The organism is Bacillus sp. 3G2 (genome assembly GCF_044324725.1).
In the GTDB taxonomy this organism is placed as follows: domain Bacteria; phylum Bacillota; class Bacilli; order Bacillales; family Bacillaceae_G; genus Bacillus_A; species Bacillus_A mobilis.
In genome coordinates, this window is record NZ_CP172246.1 from 2,718,315 (window position 1) to 2,740,203 (window position 21,889).

Consider the following 21,889-nt stretch of genomic DNA (forward strand, 5'->3'; position numbering starts at 1 on the left):
CCTTTCTTACAAGAATAACACCATATATTCATCGTCACTATATACACCGTTCATTTTTAAAGCTCTTTTTTCGATTCCATACGTTTGAAAGCCCATTGATTCGTATAATTTTTTTGCTGGTTCGTTTGTGGACACAACACCTAGATTTAATTGTTCCAAATTCATTTCACTTGCCCTTTCAATTGCCTTACGTATTAACTCACGTGCAAGGCCACTTCTTCGATTACTTGCATCTACATACATCGCAACGATATGACCTTTATGTTTATACGCCTCTTTCTCTTCTGTTAGTAAAGTGACAACTCCAACTAATTGTTGACCCTCATTAAAAGCACCAAATGTACAGCTAGTATTAGCTGTTAAATTACTTTCCACTCGCTTAATCGGATTTTGCTGGCGAATCGCCTCTTCATAAGTTGTTACAAATGCCTCTGGATTTACCTGTAATGCTTGTAAACGTAACTCCCAATATTGTTTCGCATCTTCTTTCGTAAGTAATCGAATCATATTTCTTCAGCCCCTTAAGTTAACATAATATTTTTATAAACCACTATTTAAAGAATCGTATTCTTCTCTTAACATACTATAACGATAACGATGAATGAACTTCCCTTGACGTAATCGATCGTTTCTCATTAGCCCTTCACAAACAAAACCAGCCTTTTCATAACTCTTTCTAGCTTGAAAATTATCTTCATCTACACGTAGCCAAACTTTTTCTAATTCAAATTCATAGAATGCTAGATGTAACATACTATATAGAGCCGCTATTCCATACCCTTTACCCCAGTATTCTTTATTACCAATCGCGATTCCCAGTTCTGCATTATGATTTGTTTTATCAAAATTTTTAAGATCTACCCATCCAATATGTATGCCGTTCTCTGCAGTGATAGCTCTTTGTTCATAGCCATTTTTCCGATTTATACATGCTTCAATCCATTTTTTCGTTTCTTCACGAGTAAACGGTGGATATTGATCTGGTACAACTAGATGTTTTGTTACTTTTGTATCTAATGACCATTGATATCGATCTTCTACATCATCTAGTGTCAGTTCTCTTAATTGAACGAATGGTACATTCATTGTGCTATCCCCTTTTTATTTTCCTATAGAAAATCCTTCGAACATTCTTCCTCCATACTGTTCTAGCGTTTTTTCTACAAAAGTAATTAATTTACTTTTCTCTCCCGTTGTATAAAAATGATCAAACGCCGCTACAAATTGATCTGCATATTGCTCATCATATCTTCTAAGTACCCTTATAAACCATTTTGAATTTCCAAGCCATTTACGATTTACTCTTAATACATATTCATGTACTAAATCAGCTAATAGATTCGCGATAAACAATTCTTCTTCTCTTTTTGTCGCCCCGATAAAGTCATCCAAAGTATCCGTAATAAAATATCGCTTCTGCTTCATCATTTCTTCAGTCCATTTAGCTGGTCCTTTATTTAGTAAATCATTTGCTTCTCTTTTTAATTCCTCAACAATTTCATTTTCACCTTTTAATACAATTCCCTCTGAAACTAATTGTGGCAACGAAGGTCTTCCTCGATCACAATCCATTTTAAAAAAGGTTTTATACGTTTCAAAATTATGTACAAACACTTCGGCTGGCCATCCATTACTATAGAAAGATTCTCTATAACAAGATGACAAACTACAATCTATTATTACAATGTCCAGATCAGATGTTTTTGTCGCTTCCCCTCGTACAACGCTTCCTCCCAGTAAAGCTACATCACAATTCGGAAATTGTGATGTAATTATGCTTTGTGCCGCTTCCATTGGTTTCATAACCGTTCCCCTTTTCTTATTTCACTTTCTTTTTTTCAGCTCTTTCTTTTGTTTTTTTAATATAGGCTTCTGCATCAGGTGTTTTACATGACGTTTCACCGTGATCAACTTCTACTTTTCCTATCACGCGTGCAGTTTCAATCGCCTGTCGTTCCAAACTTTCATTCCGAACTCCTATTGCAATTAAAGCTCTATTCATCGCTTCTCTTTTACGATTTTTTTCATTATGTATATAAGTTTTAATCTCTTCTAGATACGGTAAAAAGAAATCATCATGTAACGTTTTATTTTTAATCGCGATATTCGCTAATAATGACCAACCTGCTCTTCCGATCCATTCATCATCAGACTTTGTCCATTCTTCCATTCTTGCTATCGCGATTGGCGACGTACAAATAGCGGTCATCAATACGTCCATTAAACAATAATAATCAACTTCCTGTACCCATTTATTTAGTTGTTCTGTCGTAACTTTCTTCGGATCTAAAATCATCGTCGCTAAAGTCATTGCATCCATATTTTTTGTTTCCCATAATAAAATCGCTAAATCATTATCTTTTTTTATCTTCTTTTTTAACAATTTTAAATTGGCGAAACTAACTCCAAATAATGGCTCTCTCGCTCCATGATTTTTAAAGATCTTACGATTTTGTTCTGTTCCATATTCCTCTAGTTGCTGCATTACTTCTTCAAGTAACATATGTCCACCTCTTTATCTTTTATGTTGATTTCATATGTGCATGTACGATATATTCTACATTACTTTTTTGTTTTCCTATATGTATTTTTTAAATACGGTATGTGAAATTTCATAGATGCGTTTTAATGTAACAGACACCCTCTTCGCTAGCATATTCTGTATACAATACCCTACTAACTTACTCATTGGATTTACTATATATATGAACAAATTACATGCTTTTTCATTCAATTCTATTTTCATTTTAGTAAACCTGTAAAATAATAAAATCTTGCATATTATTGGACAAACTTTTTTGCGCTTGTAAAAAAGTTTTTTTGCAATTACCTCCCTATAATTGCTAATATAGTAGAGTAGAACTTTTATAGAGAGAAGGAAAATTATGCACAATGGAATTCGGATGACAACTTTAGTAAAAAGGGCTATGTTGATTTGCGCGGGGGTATTATTTACATACGAAGCAGCTTTAGGATCAGCACATACTGCTCTAGCAAGTACAGAGGATGAAACAAAATCTGTTCAACTTGTAAGTGAAATTCAATCATCTCTTGCACCAAAAGAAGCTCCAAAACAATATAACGGGCAAGTTAGGAAAGTAGCTTACTTAACATTTGATGACGGTCCTGGAAAATACACAGCTGAGCTTTTAGATATGTTAAAAAGAGAAAATGCAAAAGCAACATTTTTCCTAATTGGTTCAAACGTAAAAGCATTCCCGGAACTTGTAAAACGTGAAGATGCTGAAGGCCACTATGTTGGGATGCACAGTATGACTCATAACTACAAGAAACTTTACACAGAAGGTCATTACGTAGATGAAATGAAGGAAGACCAAGGCTTAATTGCTGGCGTTCTAGGTAAATCGCCAGTATTAACTCGTCCATCTTACGGCTCAATGCCAGGATTAAACGAAGCTCTTCGCAACAAAGTTGTTGAGAATGGACTAAAAGTTTGGGATTGGACAATTGATTCTTTAGACTGGAAATACAACAAAATGCAAGTTGATGCTGCATCAGCTAAAATTGTAGAAAACGTTCTACATGGTGCTACAAACCCAACAGAAGTTATTCTTATGCACGATATTCATCCACAATCTGTAAAAGCAGTACCTGGAATTATTAAAGGACTGAAGGAAAAAGGATATGAATTAGAAGCCTATAGTGAGAACGAACACTTCCCATTAAACTTCTGGCATGATAATCGTATGTAATAAAAAGACTTGATTCCCTCTTGTAGGTTATCAAGTCTTTTTTTATCGTTTTGGGAATTTTCTCATATAGAAATTCAGCATTTCTATAATGTATGTCCCTTCCCTTTTAGCAAGAAAAAATCAAATAAATGTACCTTTGAAATATCAAATGCTATACTATAGCCTAGTTTAAATAAGTAGGTGTTATATGATCGTATATACAGTACAAACTGAAGCAGCATGGAAACAATTTAAAAAACTTGGTTATTTAGAAGGTAATAAAGAAGTGATCGATCCAGATGATATATATTCATATGACTGGATGGTGCGCGTTGCTAAAACAAGATTGCCTCATTACGAAGGGAACTATCCTATTTGGGTCTGGGAAGAAACTAATTACCCAAACCGAAATCATAAAGCTTGGGGTAGACAAAATTCAAAAATGGTAATTTTAACACTAGATGTACCGAAAGAATGGGTACTATGGAGCTATTTTGACTATTGGTGTTGCGCTATGACTGATGGATCAATATATTTACATACAAAAAATAAGTGTACAATAGATGAATGGTATACCTCTATGGATAAAAAATACGGGATACTATTCGATTTCGACTATTTATTATCTCATCCTGATTGGTGTCTAGGTAAAGAGGATTCGTTAGAAAAACAAGGTGTTATCGGCAAAACACCCCTTTCCTTCGTGAAAAAATTAAGACGTTTTCGTGCTAAGACAGATACGTCTATTAGTAAAATCAGAAGTGATAACTGGGATAATAGAAAAGAAAACCGTATTAAAAAGATGCATCGAAAATTAAGAAAAAGAAACGACAAGCAAAAAAGATTGCAAAAGCGACTTATACGAAATTAAAACAGATTTATCAAAATATAGCAAGAAATTATGGATTGAATATACAAATTCAATCCTATTTTTTATATTATCAACGCTTTAGCACATATTACTCTTAAGGAGTGATGTGTATATGGATTTTCTTTCAGCTGAATATTTGTCTGCCCTACTTGCCATCATTGTAATTGATTTAGTGTTAGCCGGTGATAATGCCATTGTAATTGGATTAGCAGCAAGGCGATTACCGAAAGATCAGCAAAAGAAAGTGATTATATGGGGAACTATCGGGGCAATCGCGATTAGAGCCCTCGCTACCATAGTTGTCGTTTGGTTATTAAAAATACCAGGGCTACTTCTAATTGGTGGTGTACTCCTCATATGGATTGCATACAAATTAATTGCTGAAGGCAAAGATCATGATATTAAAGCAGAAGAAGGATTTTGGTCTGCTATTAAAACCATTATCATTGCTGATGCGTTAATGGGTATTGATAATGTACTCGCTGTTGCAGGAGCTGCGCATGGTAATTTTTCTTTAGTCATCATCGGACTATTGGTATCCATTCCAGTAGTAGTATGGGGTAGTACATTAATTTTAAAATGGGTGGATCGGTTCCCTGTCATCATTACAATTGGAGCAGCTGTTTTAGCTTATACTGCCGCGAAAATGATTGTAGATGAGAAATGGTTCGCTGGATTTTTCGAAAGTAACCCTTTCATAAAATGGGCCTTTATCATTATTATCATTGCTGGTGTAGTATTCTTTGGAAAGATGAAACAAAAAACGAAAGATGTTTCTATATCATGACAACGTTATATGTACAAACAAAAGCGCTACTCATAGGAGTAGCGCTCTTTAATATTTATTTCGTTTCCCCGTCTTCAGTCGTCTTTACCTTCGTTTTATTTTTATCACGATGGTTATAGTTGTACTTCGAACGATCTACCGGCGTAAATCCTTCCGGTGTATAGAATCGTAATAAGTCACCGTTTACAACTTGATCAGAGTATTTCAATGATTTTTGAACCATTTGTTCATTTTGTTTTATTTCGTCTGTTAATTCAACAGGGTTACCAGTCGCTGTATCATAGTATTTGCCGTTCAGTGCAGTAACCGTTGGACTTACGTAGTTACCGTTACGGAATGGAACAACTTGTTTATGCTCTGGTGATAATAAATCTGATCCGAATTGGACATAATTTTTTGTATCTGTACCTAGTAAGTGTAATAACGTTGGAAGAACATCAATTTCTCCGCCGTATTGATGCTGTACGCCGCCCTTCATTCCTGGGACACGAATGATTAATGGTACACGTTGCAGTTGTGCATTTTCAAATGAGTTCATTTCTTTACCCATTATTTGAGACATTGCTGCGCCATGATTATCAGAAATACCATAATGGTCACCGTACATAACGATAATTGAGTTATCGTATAAACCAGATTGTTTCAAGTAATCCAAGAATCCTTTTACAGACTCATCTAAATAACGTGCTGTTTGGAAATACGTATCTACTGATGAATCACCTGTTTTAGCTGGTTCAATCGTCGCTTCCTCTTTATCAATCGGATAAGGGAAATGGTTCGATAACGTAATGAACTTTGTATAGAACGGTTGTTTCAACGTTTGTAATAATGGAATGGATTCGTTAAAGAACGGTTTATCTTTTAATCCATAGTTTACTACATCTTTTTCGTTCATATCGTAGTATGATGCATCAAAGAATTTATTAAAACCAAATGATTTATAAATATCGTCACGGTTCCAGAATGTTTTATAGTTACCGTGGAACACTGCTGATGTGTATCCTTGTTGCCCTAAAATAGCTGGTGCTGATTGATACGTGTTATGAGCTTTATTTGTAAAAACAGATCCTTGTGGTAATCCAAACATTGAGTTTTCTAGCATGAACTCCGCATCAGATGTTTTACCTTGTCCTGTTTGATGGAAGAAGTTATCAAAGTATAACGTATTCGCATCTTTTGTAAATGAATTTAAGAACGGTGTAACTTCTTGCCCATTTAATTTATAATCGATTAAAAAGTTTTGGAATGACTCTAAATGAATATAAATTACATTCATTCCTTTACCTTTACCAAAGTACTCAGGATTTGGACTTGCATATGTTGACGCAAGATAATTTCTAACCTCTGTCATATTATCTCCATCAGCTAACGCTCGTTCTGTTGATGCTTTCGCACTTTGAATGCCATCATAAATCGTATAGTTGTATGCCCCTAAATATTTCACAATATAATTACGGTCAAATGTTCTAGTTAATAGTTCAGGACGATCAGATTCTGCAAGACCTAAGTTAATGCTGAATAATAAAATACCTGCTACAAATACTAGTGATAATTTATGCTTCGCAACACGAATTGGTTTTGGGTTTGCAAATTTTGTTGCGACTAAAACAATTAAAATGATTGTATCTAAGAAATATAGTGGATCATAGACGTGTAGCAATGCAAAAATACTACCACCTAAATCTCCAAAGTTATTCGTCTGTGTTAATGTCGGGAACGTAATAAAGTCACTGAAAAAGCGATAATATACTACGTTTGCGTATAAAAGTATAGACATTAACAAATTAATAACAATTAACCAAATGTAAGCACGTTTCCCCTTTGCAAATAATGCGAGCCCTAAAAATAGAACTGCTGAGCTTAACGGATTGAAAAACAGTAAAAACTTTTGGATTGTGTTGGATATCCCTAAATTAAATTCTGTCACATACGCTGCGTATGTTTTTAACCAGAATAAAATAATGGCAAACACGAAAAATCCAAAGTGATTGCTTAACACTCGCTTACTCTTTAATAGTAATTGTTTCATCTCTCCACCTCTTTTGATCATCCAAGGCTTATTTTGATATAAGTCTGTCTCTCTATTCAATTTTTAATCTCCAAATAGATTTTTATTTATTTTACTATATGAAGAATATTAGTAATTATAATTTGAAGCTTTTATTTATTCAACTATTTCTTTTCAAATATTTTGACCTTGGTTTCTATTTAACAAAATACTTTTGTAACATTTTCTGTTTTCTCCCAAGTCTCATCCACTAATTATGACTCCACATACTATAAACCTTTATTCACTGCTTCGCAAATAAATATGTCTCCAGTTCTGGAACATTAATGTAATATAATGAAATTCACAGTAGATAGCATTAGTTTTTTTCCGTGTATATTACATCCTTTCATGTAATTCAAGTTTATTCATGCTGCAGCCATTTCTCTATATGCAACATCAAAATATCTTTCAACCTCTAAAGTTATTTTTGTATAATTATTCGCAATTCATAAAATCAATGATTATAAAAAAACCTCACTCTCATTACGAGAGCAAGGTTTTTCATCATTTATTATTGACCTTTGTACATTGCATCTACTTGTTTTTGAAGTTCTTCATTTTCTAAGAACTCATCGTAAGTAGCCTCTTTATCAATTACACCGTTTGGCGTTACTTCGATAATGCGGTTTGCAATAGTTTGTACGAACTGATGGTCATGAGATGTGAATAACATTGTACCTTTAAATGCGATTAAACCGTTGTTTAATGCAGTGATAGACTCAAGGTCTAAGTGGTTCGTTGGATCGTCAAGTGTGATTACGTTCGCACCACTTAACATCATTTTAGATAGCATACAACGAACTTTTTCGCCCCCAGATAATACAGAAACGTTCTTCTTAACTTCTTCACCTGAGAATAACATACGGCCTAAGAAACCACGTAAGAAGCTTTCTGACTCATCTTGTGGAGAGAATTGGCGTAACCAATCAACTAAGTTAGAGTCACTGTTCTCAAAGTATTTAGAGTTATCTCTTGGGAAGTAAGATTGAGATGTTGTAACGCCCCATTTGAATGAACCGCTATCTGGCTCCATTTCACCCATAAGGATTTTAAATAATGTTGTCATCGCAATATCGTTACGACCGATAAATGCAACTTTATCACCTTTATTTAAAGTGAAGTACACATTATCTAACACTTTTTCGCCATCAATTGTTTTAGAAAGACCTTCAACAGTTAATAAGTCATTTCCTATTTCTCGCTCAGGTGTAAAGCCAACGAATGGATAACGACGTGATGATGGTCTAATATCATCTAATGTAATTTTATCTAATAATTTTTTACGAGAAGTTGCTTGTTTCGCTTTAGATGCGTTTGAGCTAAAGCGTGCAATGAAGTTTTGTAACTCTTTTACTTTCTCTTCTTTTTTCTTATTAGCATCTTGTGTTAATTTTAAAGCTAATTGGCTTGACTCATACCAGAAGTCATAGTTACCAACATAAAGTTGAATTTTACCGAAATCAAGATCAGCCATGTGCGTACAAACTTTATTTAAGAAGTGACGGTCATGGGATACAACAATTACTGTATTTTCAAAGTTCATTAAGAAGTTTTCTAACCATTGAATCGCTTTTAAGTCCAAGTGGTTGGTAGGCTCATCTAGTAATAGAATGTCTGGTTTACCGAATAAAGCTTGAGCAAGTAATACTTTTACTTTCTCTGCCCCAGTTAATTCTGACAATTTCTTATCATGAAGATCTTCACCAATACCTAAACCTTTAAGAAGGATTGCAGCTTCTGATTCTGCTTCCCAACCGTTAAGCTCAGCGAACTCACCTTCAAGTTCAGCAGCACGCATACCATCTTCATCACTAAAATCTTCTTTCATGTAAATGGCATTTTTCTCTTGCATAACTTTATAAAGTTGCGTGTGACCCATAATTACTGTTTCTAATACTGGGAACTCTTCATATTCGAAGTGGTTCTGTTTTAATACTGCTAGACGCTCACCTGGCGTAATATGTATGTCACCTGTTGATGCTTCAATTTCTCCAGATAAAATCTTTAGAAATGTCGATTTACCAGCACCGTTTGCTCCGATTAAGCCGTAGCAGTTACCTGGCGTGAATTTTATGTTAACATCTTCAAACAATTTGCGATCCGCGAAACGCAAACTAACGTTACTTACTGTAATCATTTGTGTCCTCCTACTAATACCGCTTATTTCAGCGTTTTCTCACCGATTGTCTTAAAAAATCGCATATTACGACTCAATTATTGTAGACTATAGCTATTATATAGTAGAAGATGGATGAATAGCAACGGTTGATTGCTATTCATCCCTTTTCTACCTTGAATAAAAAGTATGTTTTTAACGAAATAATATTATATAGAAGCGAATTATACAATTTAAGGAGGCTTTATTTTAAAGAAAATATTTATAATTGTAGCATTATGTTTATCAATTGCTTCCTTAACTGCATGTAGTAGTAATAACAATGTAAAAACACCTATTGAATCAAAACAAGAAAAAAAAGAAACGAAAATAACTGTCGATTCGATTATCTCTGAATTTAAAAATACTGGTCTCCAAGCAGAAAATCCAACCGATCTACCGCAAAAAGAATTTGGCAATCTTCGAAAAGAAGGAAAACGTATTGTCGTACCTGCTCTTGGGGGAAGATAAAGGCGGTCGTTTATTCGAAATTACAAAAAAAGAAGACCTAGAAAAAGTTAAGAAATATTACGATGAATTAGGAACTTCTGCTCCTATGTTATTCTCTCATACACACGCAAGAGGCAATTTTCTTTTACAAATGAATGGCGATATGAAAGATGAAGAATTTGCAAAATATAAAGATGTGATGGACAAATTTATTAAATAAGAAGAATCCCCTTTTAAAAGGGGATTCTTCTTATTTTCTTTTACTTAATTTCTTCGTATAATTCTTCATTTTATTCGTTAACCCTATTAAAGCAGGTATCAATATTGGCATTACAATGATAGCTAATAGTAACAGCGCAACACCAACAACAGATGCTACTTGTATAAGTGTCAATACACCTGAAGGGATTAATGCAGCAAATGTACCACCTAAAATAAGTGCCGCTGATAATACGACTCCTCCTATGTGACGAGATGCATTTACAATTTTCGTTGCCGGGTCCCCTTCTAACTCATTGTATCGCATCATTACGAAAATGCTATAATCCACACCTAAAGCAACAATCATAATAAAACTAAAGAATGGTACATTCCAGCTTAGTGACTCTACGTTTAGTAAGTGTGCACTAATTTGTTCACTTATACCAAGTGATGCAAAATAAGCTAATATTAAAGATCCAATAATAAAGATTGTATTTAAAAATGACCGTGTAATAACGAGTAATACAATCGCAATTCCAATTAACATAATCGTAGCTGTACGTAAGAAATCTTGACCTGTTACTTCTTTTAAATCAACGTTTCTAGCAGTTGTACCACCGATCGCTTTTTTTGCTGATTTTAATTCTGTACCATTTAACGTACCGTCTATCGTTTTATTAATTTCTTCAATGATTGGCATCGCTTCTTTTGAATACGGATTTACGTCTAAAATGATTGTCATTTTAGCAGTCTTTCTATCATGTGACATATACGTATTCAATGCTTTTTGGAAATCTTCTCCCTCTAAAACTTCTTTTGGAATATAAAATTTCTCAGAGCTTTTTGATTCATTCAGTTCTCCTAAATATTTCTGAGCATCCCCTAGTCCGTTACTTACCTTTTCGAGCCCTTCTGTACTTTTAGATAATCCTGATTGTAATTGCCCCATCTGTTCTTGCAAGTCTTTCAGCCCGGTTAATAATTGGCCTTGCCCATCATTTATTTTTGTTAATCCGTTTTGTAACTCAGATGACTTGTTCGCAATTTGTTTTGAACCTGAAGCACCTTCATCTAACCCATTTTTAAGATCAGCTGCTCCTTTTTCTAATTTAGTAACTCCATTGTTCATTTCTTTTAAGCCGTTATCCACTTTCAATAACGATTGATTTGCTTCTTTAAATGAGCCCATCGCCGCTTTATGCTGTGTTGCTAATTGATTTAATTCATTGGAAAGCACACTTAATTGCTTTTGAGCCTCTTTAGCAATTCCTATCGTTTGTAGTATGTTCGGATCATTTGCTAATTCTGGTTTCGTTTGAATGAAATTGGTCATTAGCATTTCAATTTGTTCATAGCCTTTTTTCGCACCATCAATGGCTTGAGAAATACTTCCGAAGTATTGATCGTAAGAACTTAAACCTTTTTCTAACTGCGAATAACCAGCATGAAGTTGTGAAGTTGCATTAGATAAAACATTTATATTTTCATTTACTGAAGTTAATCCACTCTCAATTTGCTGCGCACCTTGTGCTCCGTCATTTATGCCATTTGAAAGTTGATTTAAAGCTGTTCCTAATGCTGACACTCCATTTTTCACTTCCGTTGTTCCATCAATTAATTTTTGAACGTTTGTAAGACTATTTGAGTCTTTACTACCCATTTTATCTTTCGCAGTAGTTAATCCATCATTAATTTCCTTTATACCACCATTGGCATCTCCTAAACCTGTATTTAGTTCTCCCGCTTGTTTATTTATATATAGTTCTTTTATCCTTTCACCAGTTGGACGCGTCGGTGAATATACTTCTGAAACACCTTTCACTTTCAAAATCTTATCAGTTAGTTCATCTAAAGTTTGAAGAGAACTCGCCTCGTCTAACTTGTTACCCGATTGAATGACTAACGTACTTGGTGAAGAAAAACCAGGTGGGAAATGTTCTTCTATTACGTTAATCCCCATTTTCGACTCATATTTATTATCTACTTCAAATAAATCATTGTAATTTAGTGTATTAGAGTATTTCAATACGAAAGGAATCGATATCACAAATACAATGATTAAAGCGACAAATGGTCTTACTACTGAGTTTTTCGCAAGAAATCCCCATAAACGACTATCCTCATGGCCTTTAAATGTTTTTACTGGATAAAACATTCCTTTTCCTAATAGCACCATGAAAAATGGATTTAACGTAGTTAATACGAGTAATAATACTGCGACACCAATTGCTACGGCTGAAGTAGATTGATATAATTTAAAACTCGCTAAAGCAAGAGATGCAAAACCAATTAGTACTGCTATTCCGCTATATAAAACGGTTTTCCCTGCCGATTTAAACGTTTCTTTCGTAGCTAAAAATGCATTTTCTTGTTTACTTAATTCTTCCTTAAACCTTGTATATAATAAAATGTTATAGTCTGTTCCAACCCCAAACAGGACAACAACTACAAACACTTGTGTAAAATTAGAAAACGGAAAATTAAATTGATCTACTAAATGGGCAATAATCCCCATTGAAACTAAGTATGATACACCAACTGTAAGAAGAGAAACGATTGGAACAATTGGTGAACGAAATACAATGATTAATACAACTAAAATGAAAATGATAGAAATAATTTCTGTCTTTTTCACTCCCTCTTGAGAGGATGTAAGAAAATCACCCGCTATTAAATCACTTCCTGTTAAGTACGTTTTAACACCCTTCGGTTTAATTTTATTATGAAGCCCATTTGCAATTTTTGATATTTCACCATGTTTTTTATCCACAGAGATTTGCGTTAAAATGGTAGTATTGTCTTTAGATATCAATTGTTTTTCCAAGTCTTTATTATCTAAATGTGAAACAACTTCCTTAATTCCTAATTGCTCTTTTTCATTTTGTAAAGCGTTGATTGTTTTTATTATTTCATCTTTTTGCTCAGTTGTTAAAGCTGCTTTACTTCCACTATTAAAAACAGCTATAACATCATATTTTTCTGTCCCGTCTTTATCCATCTCTCTTATCATTTTGTCAGCGATACTACTTTGCTCTGTATTAGGAATCGTAATATGCCCTTTTTCTTTCACTAATTTATCCATATTTGGCATCGTTACGATCATTGTAATAGTAATAACTATCCATAATAGAAAAGATAAACTTCTCCAATTTTTCAGCCTACTCATATTAATCATCTCCCGTTTTGAAAGTTTCACGTTAGTTTAGGAATGAACGTTCATTCCTATCATTCTATTAATTTATTTTATAAACTCTATTAAACTACTCTTCCCGGAATGAATGTTCATTCCCTTAGTTGCACAAATATCCTCTCCTACTTTCATTTTTTAAATCTATTTAGGAATGAATATTCATTCCTGTCCTTATAAAGCTATAGAATCAAATGATTCTAATAGCATTCCAAGAGCTTTCTTCCAATTCTTTTACTAACTCTTTCGAGTATTCTAATTGCCCTGTTGCAATTACTTTCGTTAATTTTTCTAACGGTTGATATACAATAATAATTAAAGCAACTGGAGGCAATGGACGAAGAAAACCTTTTGCGATTCCATCTTCAATAATATTCATAAAGAAGCCTATAAAATCGTCAAATATTTTCTTACTTTGTTCATCAAGAAAATAACTGTCACAGTGAGAATTTGTAAATAAAAAAGCGTCCACATTGTTTCTCGCAAATTCAAATAAACGGTTGTACGTATGACTAAACTGTTCACGAATATTTGCTTCAACAGGAAAATCTGTTTTTATCATTTCAGAAAGCTCTAACATACTTTTTGAAAATAATGAGTTAACAAGTGCCTCTTTATTTTCAAAATAGCGATAAATAGTACCCGCACCGACTTTTGCCTTTTCAGCGATCATTGGAATTGTCGTACCATCGTAACCACGTTCTGCAAAAAGTTTCATCGCAGCATCAAAAATATCCTCTTGTTTGTTTTTAGCCATTTTTTCCACCTCTATTTTCAGGAATGAAAATTCATTCCGTTTTTAATTATAAATTACAGGGACTAAAAGTCAAGTGCGTAACTACGTATAGTTGCAATTTTAATCCCTTGTCTGTGAATCAATTTATATCAGCGATTTTCAAAATAGGTAGACTTACCGATAAAAACCGACAACCAAAGAAAACGCCGTCCCAAATTTTTATTTGAGACAGCCCCATTTCCTATTTAAATCTTAAAAGAAATCATAAATAAATGCTTTACGTGCTGGAACTATATTTTCAAATGCTTGTATTTCCTCTTCGCTTCCGGTAATGAATTCTAGTTCATTAAGTTCTAACGGACGTTTGTATCCAAACATTATTGTAGATAATGCATTTATATCCAGCTTAATTCCTTTATCTATTGTTTCCTCTTTCATAATTGTTATTTCTTGATTCGCAAGCCTCACTGATACGTTATTCCACGGTGCAAACGAATCTGTAATATGTAAAATCACTTCTTGCTGTACATTGTTCCAATTTAATTCATATTGTTTTAGGAACTGCTCTACATCTACAATTCTTCCCATAAAATACGGCTTTATTTCTGCCTTTACTCGCGGCTCTTGTAGTGTATATAATAACGGTTCGTTTTCACTTATAGTCATTTCAAGTTCTTTAATCATAGAATCATGCTGACAAATAAAGTTCCACAGACCATTTCGCGCTTCATTATGCAGTGGAACAAATTCTTCTACTGTCATTTTGCTGTTTTCAATTTTATATAGCATGTAGCCAGCTGCCCTTTTATTTTCATCGTAATAAATCGCTAATGTTAAATCATCATATACAGCTTGTAACCACCATTTTTCATCGCGAACTAGCATACCGGAAAAACGTTTTGCAAATGTTTCATAAAGTTTCTCGACCTCTTCAGAGTGATTTTCTTTATTGAATCGTTTCACAGTACCGTTTACTTGTTTTTTCATCACTAAATCGCTTTTTGTCATTTGACATACAAGGAGGTTCGCACAAAGTTCCCATCCGTATTTACGGTAAAATGAAACGGCAAATGGATGTAGCATCGATACTGTATATCCATCTTTTTTCATCGTTTGTAGTGAGTGTTGAAGCAATTCTTTTACATACCCGCTTCTTCTATACTCTGGATACGTCGCTACCCCTGCAACGCCACCCATTTTAAAATTTTCTTTGCCTATGTATATTTGAAACGGAATGAGATGCAGTTTTGCTGCTAAATCTTCCCCTTCTATAATACCGTATATTTCATGACTTTCTTTCATCTTTGTGAGTTGCTGCTGCAATCGTTCCTCTTCAACTTTATATTGAAAAGCGTATTCTGATAAGCATAATGCTTCTTTAAATTTATCTTCTTTTAATCGTATAACGTTCATATATTTCTCCTCCATTCCTTGTTTGAATTGTACCATAATTCTCAATATTACAGTGCAGTGAATGAAATTATACCGATTTCACGAAACGAATCCAATATAAAAAAGCAGATACATCCCGTATCTGCTTTTTTATTACTTTATTTAGCTAACGTTTGAAGTTCGTCGAAGAATGTAGGATATGAAACGCCTACTGCTTCTGCATCTTCAATTGTTGTTTTTCCTTCTGCGATACATCCAGCGATCGCAAGCATCATTCCGATGCGGTGGTCACCGTAACTATTTACTGTACTACCTTTTAGAGCTGATTTACCGTAAATAATCATTCCGTCGTCAGTTGCTTCTATGCGAGCTCCTAGCTTCGTTAATTCTGCAACGACTGTATCAATACGGTTCGTTTCTTTAACTTTTAATTCGTGCGCATCTTTAATAACTGTAATTCCTTCTGCTTGTGTTGCTGCTAAAGCAATTACAGGAATTTCATCAATTAATCTTGGGATAATATCTCCGCCAATTTCAGTTCCTTTTAATGAGGATGTTTCAATTGTAATGTTTGCAGCTGGTTCTGATGCTCCTTCGTTAATTGGTTCTACAGTAAACGTAGCACCCATTTTCTCTAATACATCAATAATACCAGTACGAGTTGGATTCATCCCTACATTTTGTAATACTAGTTTACTATTTGGAATGATTGCGCCCGCTACTAGGAAAAATGCTGCTGACGATACGTCACCTGGCACTTGAACGTCTGTTGCTGTTAGCTTTTGTCCACCTGCAAGTTTTACTGTTTTTCCTTCGCGCGTTACTTTAACGCCAAATGCTTCAAGCATTCTTTCCGTATGATCGCGTGAAATATGTGGTTCTGTAACAGCTGTTACACCTTCTGCTCGAAGTCCTGCAAGTAAAATAGCTGACTTAACTTGTGCACTTGCTACAGGTGAAGTGTATTCAATTGCTTTTAAATCTCCGCCACGTATCGTTAACGGTGTAAACGTTCCTTCTTCGCGGCCATCAATGTTTGCACCCATTTGTTTTAATGGATTTGTAACACGTTTCATCGGTCTTTTTGCGATAGATGCATCACCTTGTACACAAGAGAAAAATGGTGTATTCGCCAAAATTCCTGACATTAAACGTATTGTTGTACCAGAATTACCAACATCTAATACAGCTTTCGGTTCTTGTAAACCATCTAATCCTTTACCAACTACAGTGACTTCATCACCATTTTGCACGATGTCTACTCCCATTTCTTTAAAGCAAGAGATCGTACTTAAACAGTCTGCACCGGGTAAGAAACCTTTAATTGTTGTTTTTCCTTCTGCAATCGCGCCGAACATAACAGCGCGGTGTGAAATGGATTTATCACCTGGAATTGTAATGTTTCCATTTAATCCGTTATTAACAGGGTGTATCGTTCTTTCCTTCACGTTTTCACCTTCTCATTTAAATTGTTTCATAAGTTTGGTATTTTTCTTCTCCAAGCGCTAGCTTTGCTTTCATACGATCTTCTTCTCTTTGGAAGCTAATACGTAATACCCCAAGCAATCCTTCACGCGCTTCTAATATTTGCAAGTTCGTAATACTAATTTCTTCGCGCGCTAAAATGCTCGTAATGTGAGCCAATGCTCCTACTTTATCTAAAACATCGACGTATAAGTCGTGATAGGCAGGAATTGCCCCTCTTTTTCGTACTGGTAAAGAGTCACGGTATTCTTTCGCATCTGCAAAATAGTTTTGAATCTCGCCTGCATCTCCGGTAGAAACTGTATCATATAAATCTTCCATTTCAGAGATCCACTCTTTTAATAATACCATTAAATGCTCACGATTTTGCTTAACAATATCACTCCACATTTTTGGGCTACTAGATGCGATACGTGTAATGTCTTTAAAACCTCCAGCAGCTAGTTGATGAATAAGTGGATTATCTCCTGCATGTTTCTCCACTTGCTTTACTAATCCTGCTGCAATAAGATGCGGAAAATGACTTACAATTCCTGTTACATAATCATGTTCTTCCGTATTTAAAACGAGAAAATGAGATCCTGTCCCTTGTAACCAACGCTTTAGTTCTTCCACATGTTCATTTGGCACATGATTCATCGGTGTCAAAATGTAAAATGCATTTTCAAATAAATGTGCTTTTGCACTTTCAACGCCCGTTTTATGAGAACCTGCCATTGGATGTCCACCAATGAAAGAAACTTCCTTTGAAAATAAAGCTTCCGCTTCATTCATAATCGTCCCTTTTGTACTACCAACATCGGTTACAATAACATCTTCTCGTAAACGAAATGACGCTAATTTGTGTAATAACTTCTTCGTTTCTTCAACTGGAGAAGCAAAAACAATTAAATGCGCCTCTTCACACGCATGCTGTAAATCTACCGCTACTTCATCTACTACGTGTAATTCTTTTGCACGCTCTACTTGTTCTTGAAAAATATCATAACCTGTTATCGTTACATCATGCTCTTTCTTAATTGCTAATGCAAGTGAGCCTCCGATTAAACCCGTACCAATTAAAACTACCTTTTTACACATTTGCCTCATCTCGAGACTTTCTTTTTTTATTTTCAAAGTGTTGTTGTAACACTGAAATCACTCCTTCATTTTGTTCCCTTGTTCCGACTGTAATACGGACACCATTTGGGAACGGACGAATAATAAATCCTGCGTGTGCACAAGCCTCATAAATCTCCCCAGCATTCTCCACTGGCATGAAGATGAAATTTGTTTGCGATGGATAAAATGGAATTTCTTTTTCCTTACAAAAGCTTTCGTATTGTTGTAATCCTTCTGTATTCACACGAACTATTTCTTCAATAAACTCGTCATCACCAAAAGCAATCGTCGCTGCTTTTTGCGCTAATGAAGATACGTTAAATGGCAAACGTACGACATTTAATTTCTCGATTAGCTCTTCGTGTCCAATCGCATATCCAACGCGGAAAGAAGCTAATCCGTATGCTTTAGAAAACGTTCTAAGTACAAGAATGTTTTTATGTTTTTCTAAAAGCGGTAATGTCTCTGGGAAATCTTTTGCTGTTACGTATTCATAGTACGCTTCATCAATGACAATTAACGTATTTTCACTAATACCTTCAATAAATTGAGACAATTTTTGATCATTCACATATGTGCCTGTCGGGTTATTTGGATTACAAATCCATACGATTTTCGTATTATTATTTACCGCTAACGAAATTTCGTCTAAATCGTATACTCCGTTATTTAAAGGAATTTCTTTCACTTCACAGCCTTCAATAATTGCATGATGACGGTACTGAGGAAATGTCGCACCAGCCGTCACGATATTCTCTCCTGCTTTAAGTACTGCACGGCTTATTATTTGAATGACTTCATCTAATCCACTACCGCAAAGTACTTGTTCCATTTGAACATGTAACTTATTTGCAATTGTTTGACGGAGCGTTGTAGCACCTCCGTCAGGATATAAAGCATGTTCCAACCACGATTTTTGCAACTCATCTAAAACACGTGGTGAGCAGCCGAATGGGTTTTCATTCGATGCTAATTTCACAAATTCATGATTTCCGTACACTTCTTTCATTTGTTCAGGTGATTTACCTGGTGTATATGGTTGTAATGATGAGAGTTGATCTTTTACTTGCATGTTAAAACCACCTTTTTATTAAAATTCTTTTGCATATTTGTTATGTTGCGTAATGTTTTGCTGAATTAATTCTATACGATCTTTTCCGAATTGTTCGACTAGTGCATGTGCAAGTTCCCATGCTACAACAGATTCAGCTACTACACCTGCTGCTGGTACTGCACAACTATCAGATCTTTCAATACTCGCTTGGAATGATTCTTTCGTATCAATATCAACACTTGCTAACGGTTTGTATAATGTAGGTATTGGTTTCATAACACCTCTTACGACAATTGGCATGCCTGTTGTCATACCGCCTTCTAAACCGCCGGCATTATTCGTTTTTCTCGTGTATCCTTGTTCTTCATCCCATAAAATTTCATCATGCACTTTACTTCCTGGCTGTCTTGCTGCTTCAAAACCAACACCAATTTCAGCACCTTTAAAAGCATTTATACTCATAATTGCACCAGCTAGTTTTGCATCTAATTTACGATCGTAATGAACGTAACTACCAACACCTATTGGCATGCCTTCTACAATGACTTCAACAATGCCGCCGATTGAATCTCCGCTACTTTTAGCGTTATCTATCGCATCCATCATCTCTTGTTCTACTTCTTTATCTAAACATCGAACTGGTGAGTTTTCAGTAATTGTTTGAATCTCTTCAATTGATAAGTTTGAAATATGTTTTGCTTTTACTCCGCCAATTTCAAGTACATGCCCTGCAATTTCTACGCCTAATTCTTTTAAAATTTGTTTCGCAACTGCACCAGCAGCTACACGAACTGTCGTTTCTCTTGCAGATGAGCGCTCTAGCACGTTTCTTATATCACGGTGACCGTATTTAATTGCTCCGTTTAAATCCGCATGTCCTGGACGTGGTTTTGTAATTGTACGTTTCATTTCTTTACTTTCTTTTTCCGAAATTGGCTCTGCACCCATTACTTTCGTCCAATGTTTGAAATCATCGTTTTTTACGATTAACGTTATCGGCGAGCCAAGTGTCATCCCATGACGAACACCACTTACAATTTCAACTGTATCAGTTTCAATTTGCATACGTCTTCCGCGTCCGTGCCCTTTTTGTCTTCTTAATAATTCTTTATTAATATGTTCCGCTGTTAATGTTAAACCTGCTGGTACACCTTCTAAAATAACTGTTAACTGCGGCCCATGTGATTCTCCAGCTGTAATGTATCTCATTTCTCTTGCCCCTTTACTATTTTTTGTACAAAAAAATCCCTACTGAGCGCTCAGTAGGGACGATGTTTATCGCGGTACCACCCTAGTTGTAGACAACTATCGTCTACCTCTCTTCTTCTTTAACGATCATTCGACCGTCCTTCCCTCCAACAGTTGGCGGAAAAGATGCTCCAAGGCTGTAATTCATGCTTACCTTTGTACTGATTCACACCGACCATCAGCTCTCTTTAACAGGGAGATAAGCACTACTGTTTCCTCTTCAGCGCATATATGATATTGAATTAAGATAATTTATTTTTGAAACCTTTTAACTCATCCATGAATCTATGGAATTCTGGAATATCCATTTGTTGTGCAGAATCTGATAATGCAACTGCTGGGTCTGGATGTACTTCAGCCATTACTGCATCTGCGCCAATTGCAAGTGCTGCTTTCGCTGTTGGTAATAATAAGTCTCTACGCCCAGTTGAATGCGTTACGTCAACGATAACTGGTAAATGTGTTTCTTTCTTTAAAATCGGTACTGCTGAAATATCTAATGTGTTACGTGTTGCTCTTTCGTATGTGCGGATACCGCGCTCACATAGAATAATTTGGTCGTTACCTTGTGCAATGATGTATTCAGCTGCGTTAATGAACTCATCAATTGTTGCTGCTAATCCACGTTTTAATAATACTGGCTTGTTAACTTTACCTACAGCTCGTAATAAATCGAAGTTTTGCATGTTACGTGCGCCAACTTGAATTACATCAACATAGTCTAATGCCATTTCAACATCGTTCGGATTTAAAATTTCACTAATGATTGCTAAGTCGAACTCATCTGCTACTTGGCGTAAAATTTGTAATCCTTCTACTCCTAAACCTTGGAAATCGTAAGGAGATGTTCTCGGTTTGAAAGCACCACCGCGCATTAATTTTAAGCCTTGGTCTTTCATCGCTTGCCCTACTTGGCGAACTTGTTCTAAGCTTTCTACCGCACAAGGTCCCATAATGAACGTTTGTGTTCCGTTTCCAATCAATTCACCTTTTACATCAACGATTGTATTTTCTTGTTTCTTTTTACGTGATACTAGTAATGCTTTACGGTTATCATCTTCTTGTAATTCTAAGCTAGCTTTGAAGATTGTTTTGAAAATGTGTTGAACTGTTGACGTTTCGAATGGTCCTTCATTATGCTCTGCGATCATATCAAGTACTTCACGCTCACGTACTGGATCAAAGCGTTTCGTACCTTGTACCTGCTTTTGCTCCCCAATTTTTTGAACGATTTCACCACGTTTGTTTAAAAGGTGTAATAGTTGTAAGTTAATTTCATCTACCTGTTTACGTAATTGATCTAATTCATGATTTGCCATTTGGAAATCCTCCTCTAATGTTTTAAAAGTATAGTAAGAGAATGAAAAATTCTCTATTTTCTGAACTGATAAATTATACAAATTTTAAGTGGAATCGATACCTCTTCTTATTTTAAACGAATACTTATCATAAGGACACTATCTACTAGATAAAAACCCAC

At 35.0% G+C, this 21,889-nt stretch carries 17 protein-coding genes, 1 pseudogene and 1 other annotated feature; of the genes and pseudogenes, 4 read left to right on the plus strand and 14 right to left on the minus strand.

The genetic code is table 11. From position 1 onward, the window contains the following. Positions 1-6 precede the first annotated feature (6 nt). The 4 genes from ACHZK0_RS14010 to ACHZK0_RS14025 are packed head-to-tail and all read right to left on the minus strand — an operon-like array spanning position 7 to position 2,503. Entirely contained in the window at positions 7-507 is a 501-nt protein-coding gene (locus ACHZK0_RS14010; RefSeq protein WP_270608142.1) for a GNAT family N-acetyltransferase, read from the minus strand. Between the two features lie 33 nt (positions 508-540). Further along, a complete protein-coding gene (locus tag ACHZK0_RS14015; protein WP_395760503.1) occupies positions 541-1,086 on the minus strand; it encodes a GNAT family N-acetyltransferase in 546 nt (181 codons plus the stop codon). A 15-nt stretch (positions 1,087-1,101) separates the two neighbouring features. Next, entirely contained in the window at positions 1,102-1,803 is a 702-nt protein-coding gene (locus tag ACHZK0_RS14020; RefSeq protein WP_262743275.1) for a nucleotidyltransferase domain-containing protein, read from the minus strand. Positions 1,804-1,819: 16 nt separating this feature from the next. Further along, positions 1,820-2,503: a DNA alkylation repair protein gene (locus tag ACHZK0_RS14025; protein WP_270343096.1), complete on the minus strand. Its 684-nt coding sequence runs from the start codon at positions 2,501-2,503 to the stop codon at positions 1,820-1,822. Positions 2,504-2,885: 382 nt separating this feature from the next. Between ACHZK0_RS14025 and ACHZK0_RS14030 the strand changes: the two genes are divergently transcribed. From ACHZK0_RS14030 to ACHZK0_RS14040, 3 genes are all read left to right on the plus strand, one after another. Next, the gene (locus ACHZK0_RS14030; protein WP_262743273.1) at positions 2,886-3,713 is read left to right on the plus strand and encodes a peptidoglycan-N-acetylglucosamine deacetylase; all 828 of its coding nucleotides are present in this window, start codon (positions 2,886-2,888) and stop codon (positions 3,711-3,713) included. A gap of 187 nt (positions 3,714-3,900) precedes the next feature. Continuing rightward, a complete protein-coding gene (locus tag ACHZK0_RS14035; protein ID WP_395760504.1) occupies positions 3,901-4,563 on the plus strand; it encodes a DUF3841 domain-containing protein in 663 nt (220 codons plus the stop codon). A gap of 112 nt (positions 4,564-4,675) precedes the next feature. Then, positions 4,676-5,350: a TerC family protein gene (locus tag ACHZK0_RS14040; RefSeq protein WP_097863424.1), complete on the plus strand. Its 675-nt coding sequence runs from the start codon at positions 4,676-4,678 to the stop codon at positions 5,348-5,350. Positions 5,351-5,405: 55 nt separating this feature from the next. Here ACHZK0_RS14040 and ACHZK0_RS14045 read toward each other — a convergent pair whose 3' ends face one another. Continuing rightward, positions 5,406-7,379, minus strand: coding sequence for an LTA synthase family protein (locus ACHZK0_RS14045; RefSeq protein ID WP_262743283.1), 1,974 nt, complete (start codon positions 7,377-7,379; stop codon positions 5,406-5,408). A gap of 532 nt (positions 7,380-7,911) precedes the next feature. Beyond that, positions 7,912-9,537, minus strand: coding sequence for an ABC-F family ATP-binding cassette domain-containing protein (locus tag ACHZK0_RS14050; RefSeq protein WP_000633855.1), 1,626 nt, complete (start codon positions 9,535-9,537; stop codon positions 7,912-7,914). A 267-nt stretch (positions 9,538-9,804) separates the two neighbouring features. Between ACHZK0_RS14050 and ACHZK0_RS14055 the strand changes: the two are divergent. Next, positions 9,805-10,225 (plus strand): annotated as a pseudogene (locus ACHZK0_RS14055) (stress protein). Positions 10,226-10,255: 30 nt separating this feature from the next. Here ACHZK0_RS14055 and ACHZK0_RS14060 read toward each other — a convergent pair. From ACHZK0_RS14060 to ACHZK0_RS14095, 8 genes are all read right to left on the minus strand, one after another. After that, positions 10,256-13,372, minus strand: coding sequence for an MMPL family transporter (locus tag ACHZK0_RS14060; protein WP_395760505.1), 3,117 nt, complete (start codon positions 13,370-13,372; stop codon positions 10,256-10,258). A gap of 211 nt (positions 13,373-13,583) precedes the next feature. Further along, entirely contained in the window at positions 13,584-14,150 is a 567-nt protein-coding gene (locus ACHZK0_RS14065) for a TetR/AcrR family transcriptional regulator (protein ID WP_375810712.1), read from the minus strand. Between the two features lie 231 nt (positions 14,151-14,381). Next, positions 14,382-15,542, minus strand: coding sequence for a GNAT family N-acetyltransferase (locus ACHZK0_RS14070; RefSeq protein WP_395760506.1), 1,161 nt, complete (start codon positions 15,540-15,542; stop codon positions 14,382-14,384). A gap of 137 nt (positions 15,543-15,679) precedes the next feature. Beyond that, positions 15,680-16,969 (minus strand): 3-phosphoshikimate 1-carboxyvinyltransferase, encoded by a 1,290-nt coding sequence (gene aroA, locus ACHZK0_RS14075; protein ID WP_395760507.1) that lies wholly within the window; start codon positions 16,967-16,969, stop codon positions 15,680-15,682. Positions 16,970-16,985: 16 nt separating this feature from the next. Then, on the minus strand, positions 16,986-18,086 hold the full coding sequence (gene tyrA, locus ACHZK0_RS14080; protein WP_270343116.1) for a prephenate dehydrogenase: 1,101 nt from the start codon (positions 18,084-18,086) through the stop codon (positions 16,986-16,988). Next, on the minus strand, positions 18,079-19,179 hold the full coding sequence (gene hisC, locus ACHZK0_RS14085; RefSeq protein WP_395760508.1) for a histidinol-phosphate transaminase: 1,101 nt from the start codon (positions 19,177-19,179) through the stop codon (positions 18,079-18,081). Before hisC ends, tyrA begins: the two co-directional genes overlap by 8 nt. An 18-nt stretch (positions 19,180-19,197) precedes the next feature. Continuing rightward, positions 19,198-20,370: a chorismate synthase gene (gene aroC, locus ACHZK0_RS14090; protein WP_262742867.1), complete on the minus strand. Its 1,173-nt coding sequence runs from the start codon at positions 20,368-20,370 to the stop codon at positions 19,198-19,200. 52 nt (positions 20,371-20,422) lie between these two features. Then, positions 20,423-20,642, minus strand: a binding site (T-box leader). 9 nt (positions 20,643-20,651) lie between these two features. Beyond that, positions 20,652-21,728, minus strand: coding sequence for a bifunctional 3-deoxy-7-phosphoheptulonate synthase/chorismate mutase (locus ACHZK0_RS14095; RefSeq protein WP_001273575.1), 1,077 nt, complete (start codon positions 21,726-21,728; stop codon positions 20,652-20,654). Positions 21,729-21,889 lie beyond the last annotated feature (161 nt).

What these genes read in the sequence shown, in the direction of transcription:
- hisC (WP_395760508.1), bottom strand. Translation starts at nt 19,179, where the DNA reads ATGCAAGTAAAAGATCAACTCTCATCATTACAACCATATACACCAGGT.
- ACHZK0_RS14015 (WP_395760503.1), bottom strand. Translation starts at nt 1,086, where the DNA reads ATGAATGTACCATTCGTTCAATTAAGAGAACTGACACTAGATGATGTA.
- ACHZK0_RS14060 (WP_395760505.1), bottom strand. Translation starts at nt 13,372, where the DNA reads ATGAGTAGGCTGAAAAATTGGAGAAGTTTATCTTTTCTATTATGGATA.
- ACHZK0_RS14020 (WP_262743275.1), bottom strand. Translation starts at nt 1,803, where the DNA reads ATGAAACCAATGGAAGCGGCACAAAGCATAATTACATCACAATTTCCG.
- aroC (WP_262742867.1), bottom strand. Translation starts at nt 20,370, where the DNA reads ATGAGATACATTACAGCTGGAGAATCACATGGGCCGCAGTTAACAGTT.
- tyrA (WP_270343116.1), bottom strand. Translation starts at nt 18,086, where the DNA reads ATGTGTAAAAAGGTAGTTTTAATTGGTACGGGTTTAATCGGAGGCTCA.
- ACHZK0_RS14095 (WP_001273575.1), bottom strand. Translation starts at nt 21,728, where the DNA reads ATGGCAAATCATGAATTAGATCAATTACGTAAACAGGTAGATGAAATT.
- ACHZK0_RS14035 (WP_395760504.1), top strand. Translation starts at nt 3,901, where the DNA reads ATGATCGTATATACAGTACAAACTGAAGCAGCATGGAAACAATTTAAA.
- ACHZK0_RS14045 (WP_262743283.1), bottom strand. Translation starts at nt 7,379, where the DNA reads ATGAAACAATTACTATTAAAGAGTAAGCGAGTGTTAAGCAATCACTTT.
- ACHZK0_RS14030 (WP_262743273.1), top strand. Translation starts at nt 2,886, where the DNA reads ATGCACAATGGAATTCGGATGACAACTTTAGTAAAAAGGGCTATGTTG.
- ACHZK0_RS14050 (WP_000633855.1), bottom strand. Translation starts at nt 9,537, where the DNA reads ATGATTACAGTAAGTAACGTTAGTTTGCGTTTCGCGGATCGCAAATTG.
- ACHZK0_RS14040 (WP_097863424.1), top strand. Translation starts at nt 4,676, where the DNA reads ATGGATTTTCTTTCAGCTGAATATTTGTCTGCCCTACTTGCCATCATT.
- ACHZK0_RS14025 (WP_270343096.1), bottom strand. Translation starts at nt 2,503, where the DNA reads ATGTTACTTGAAGAAGTAATGCAGCAACTAGAGGAATATGGAACAGAA.
- ACHZK0_RS14010 (WP_270608142.1), bottom strand. Translation starts at nt 507, where the DNA reads ATGATTCGATTACTTACGAAAGAAGATGCGAAACAATATTGGGAGTTA.
- ACHZK0_RS14070 (WP_395760506.1), bottom strand. Translation starts at nt 15,542, where the DNA reads ATGAACGTTATACGATTAAAAGAAGATAAATTTAAAGAAGCATTATGC.
- ACHZK0_RS14065 (WP_375810712.1), bottom strand. Translation starts at nt 14,150, where the DNA reads ATGGCTAAAAACAAACAAGAGGATATTTTTGATGCTGCGATGAAACTT.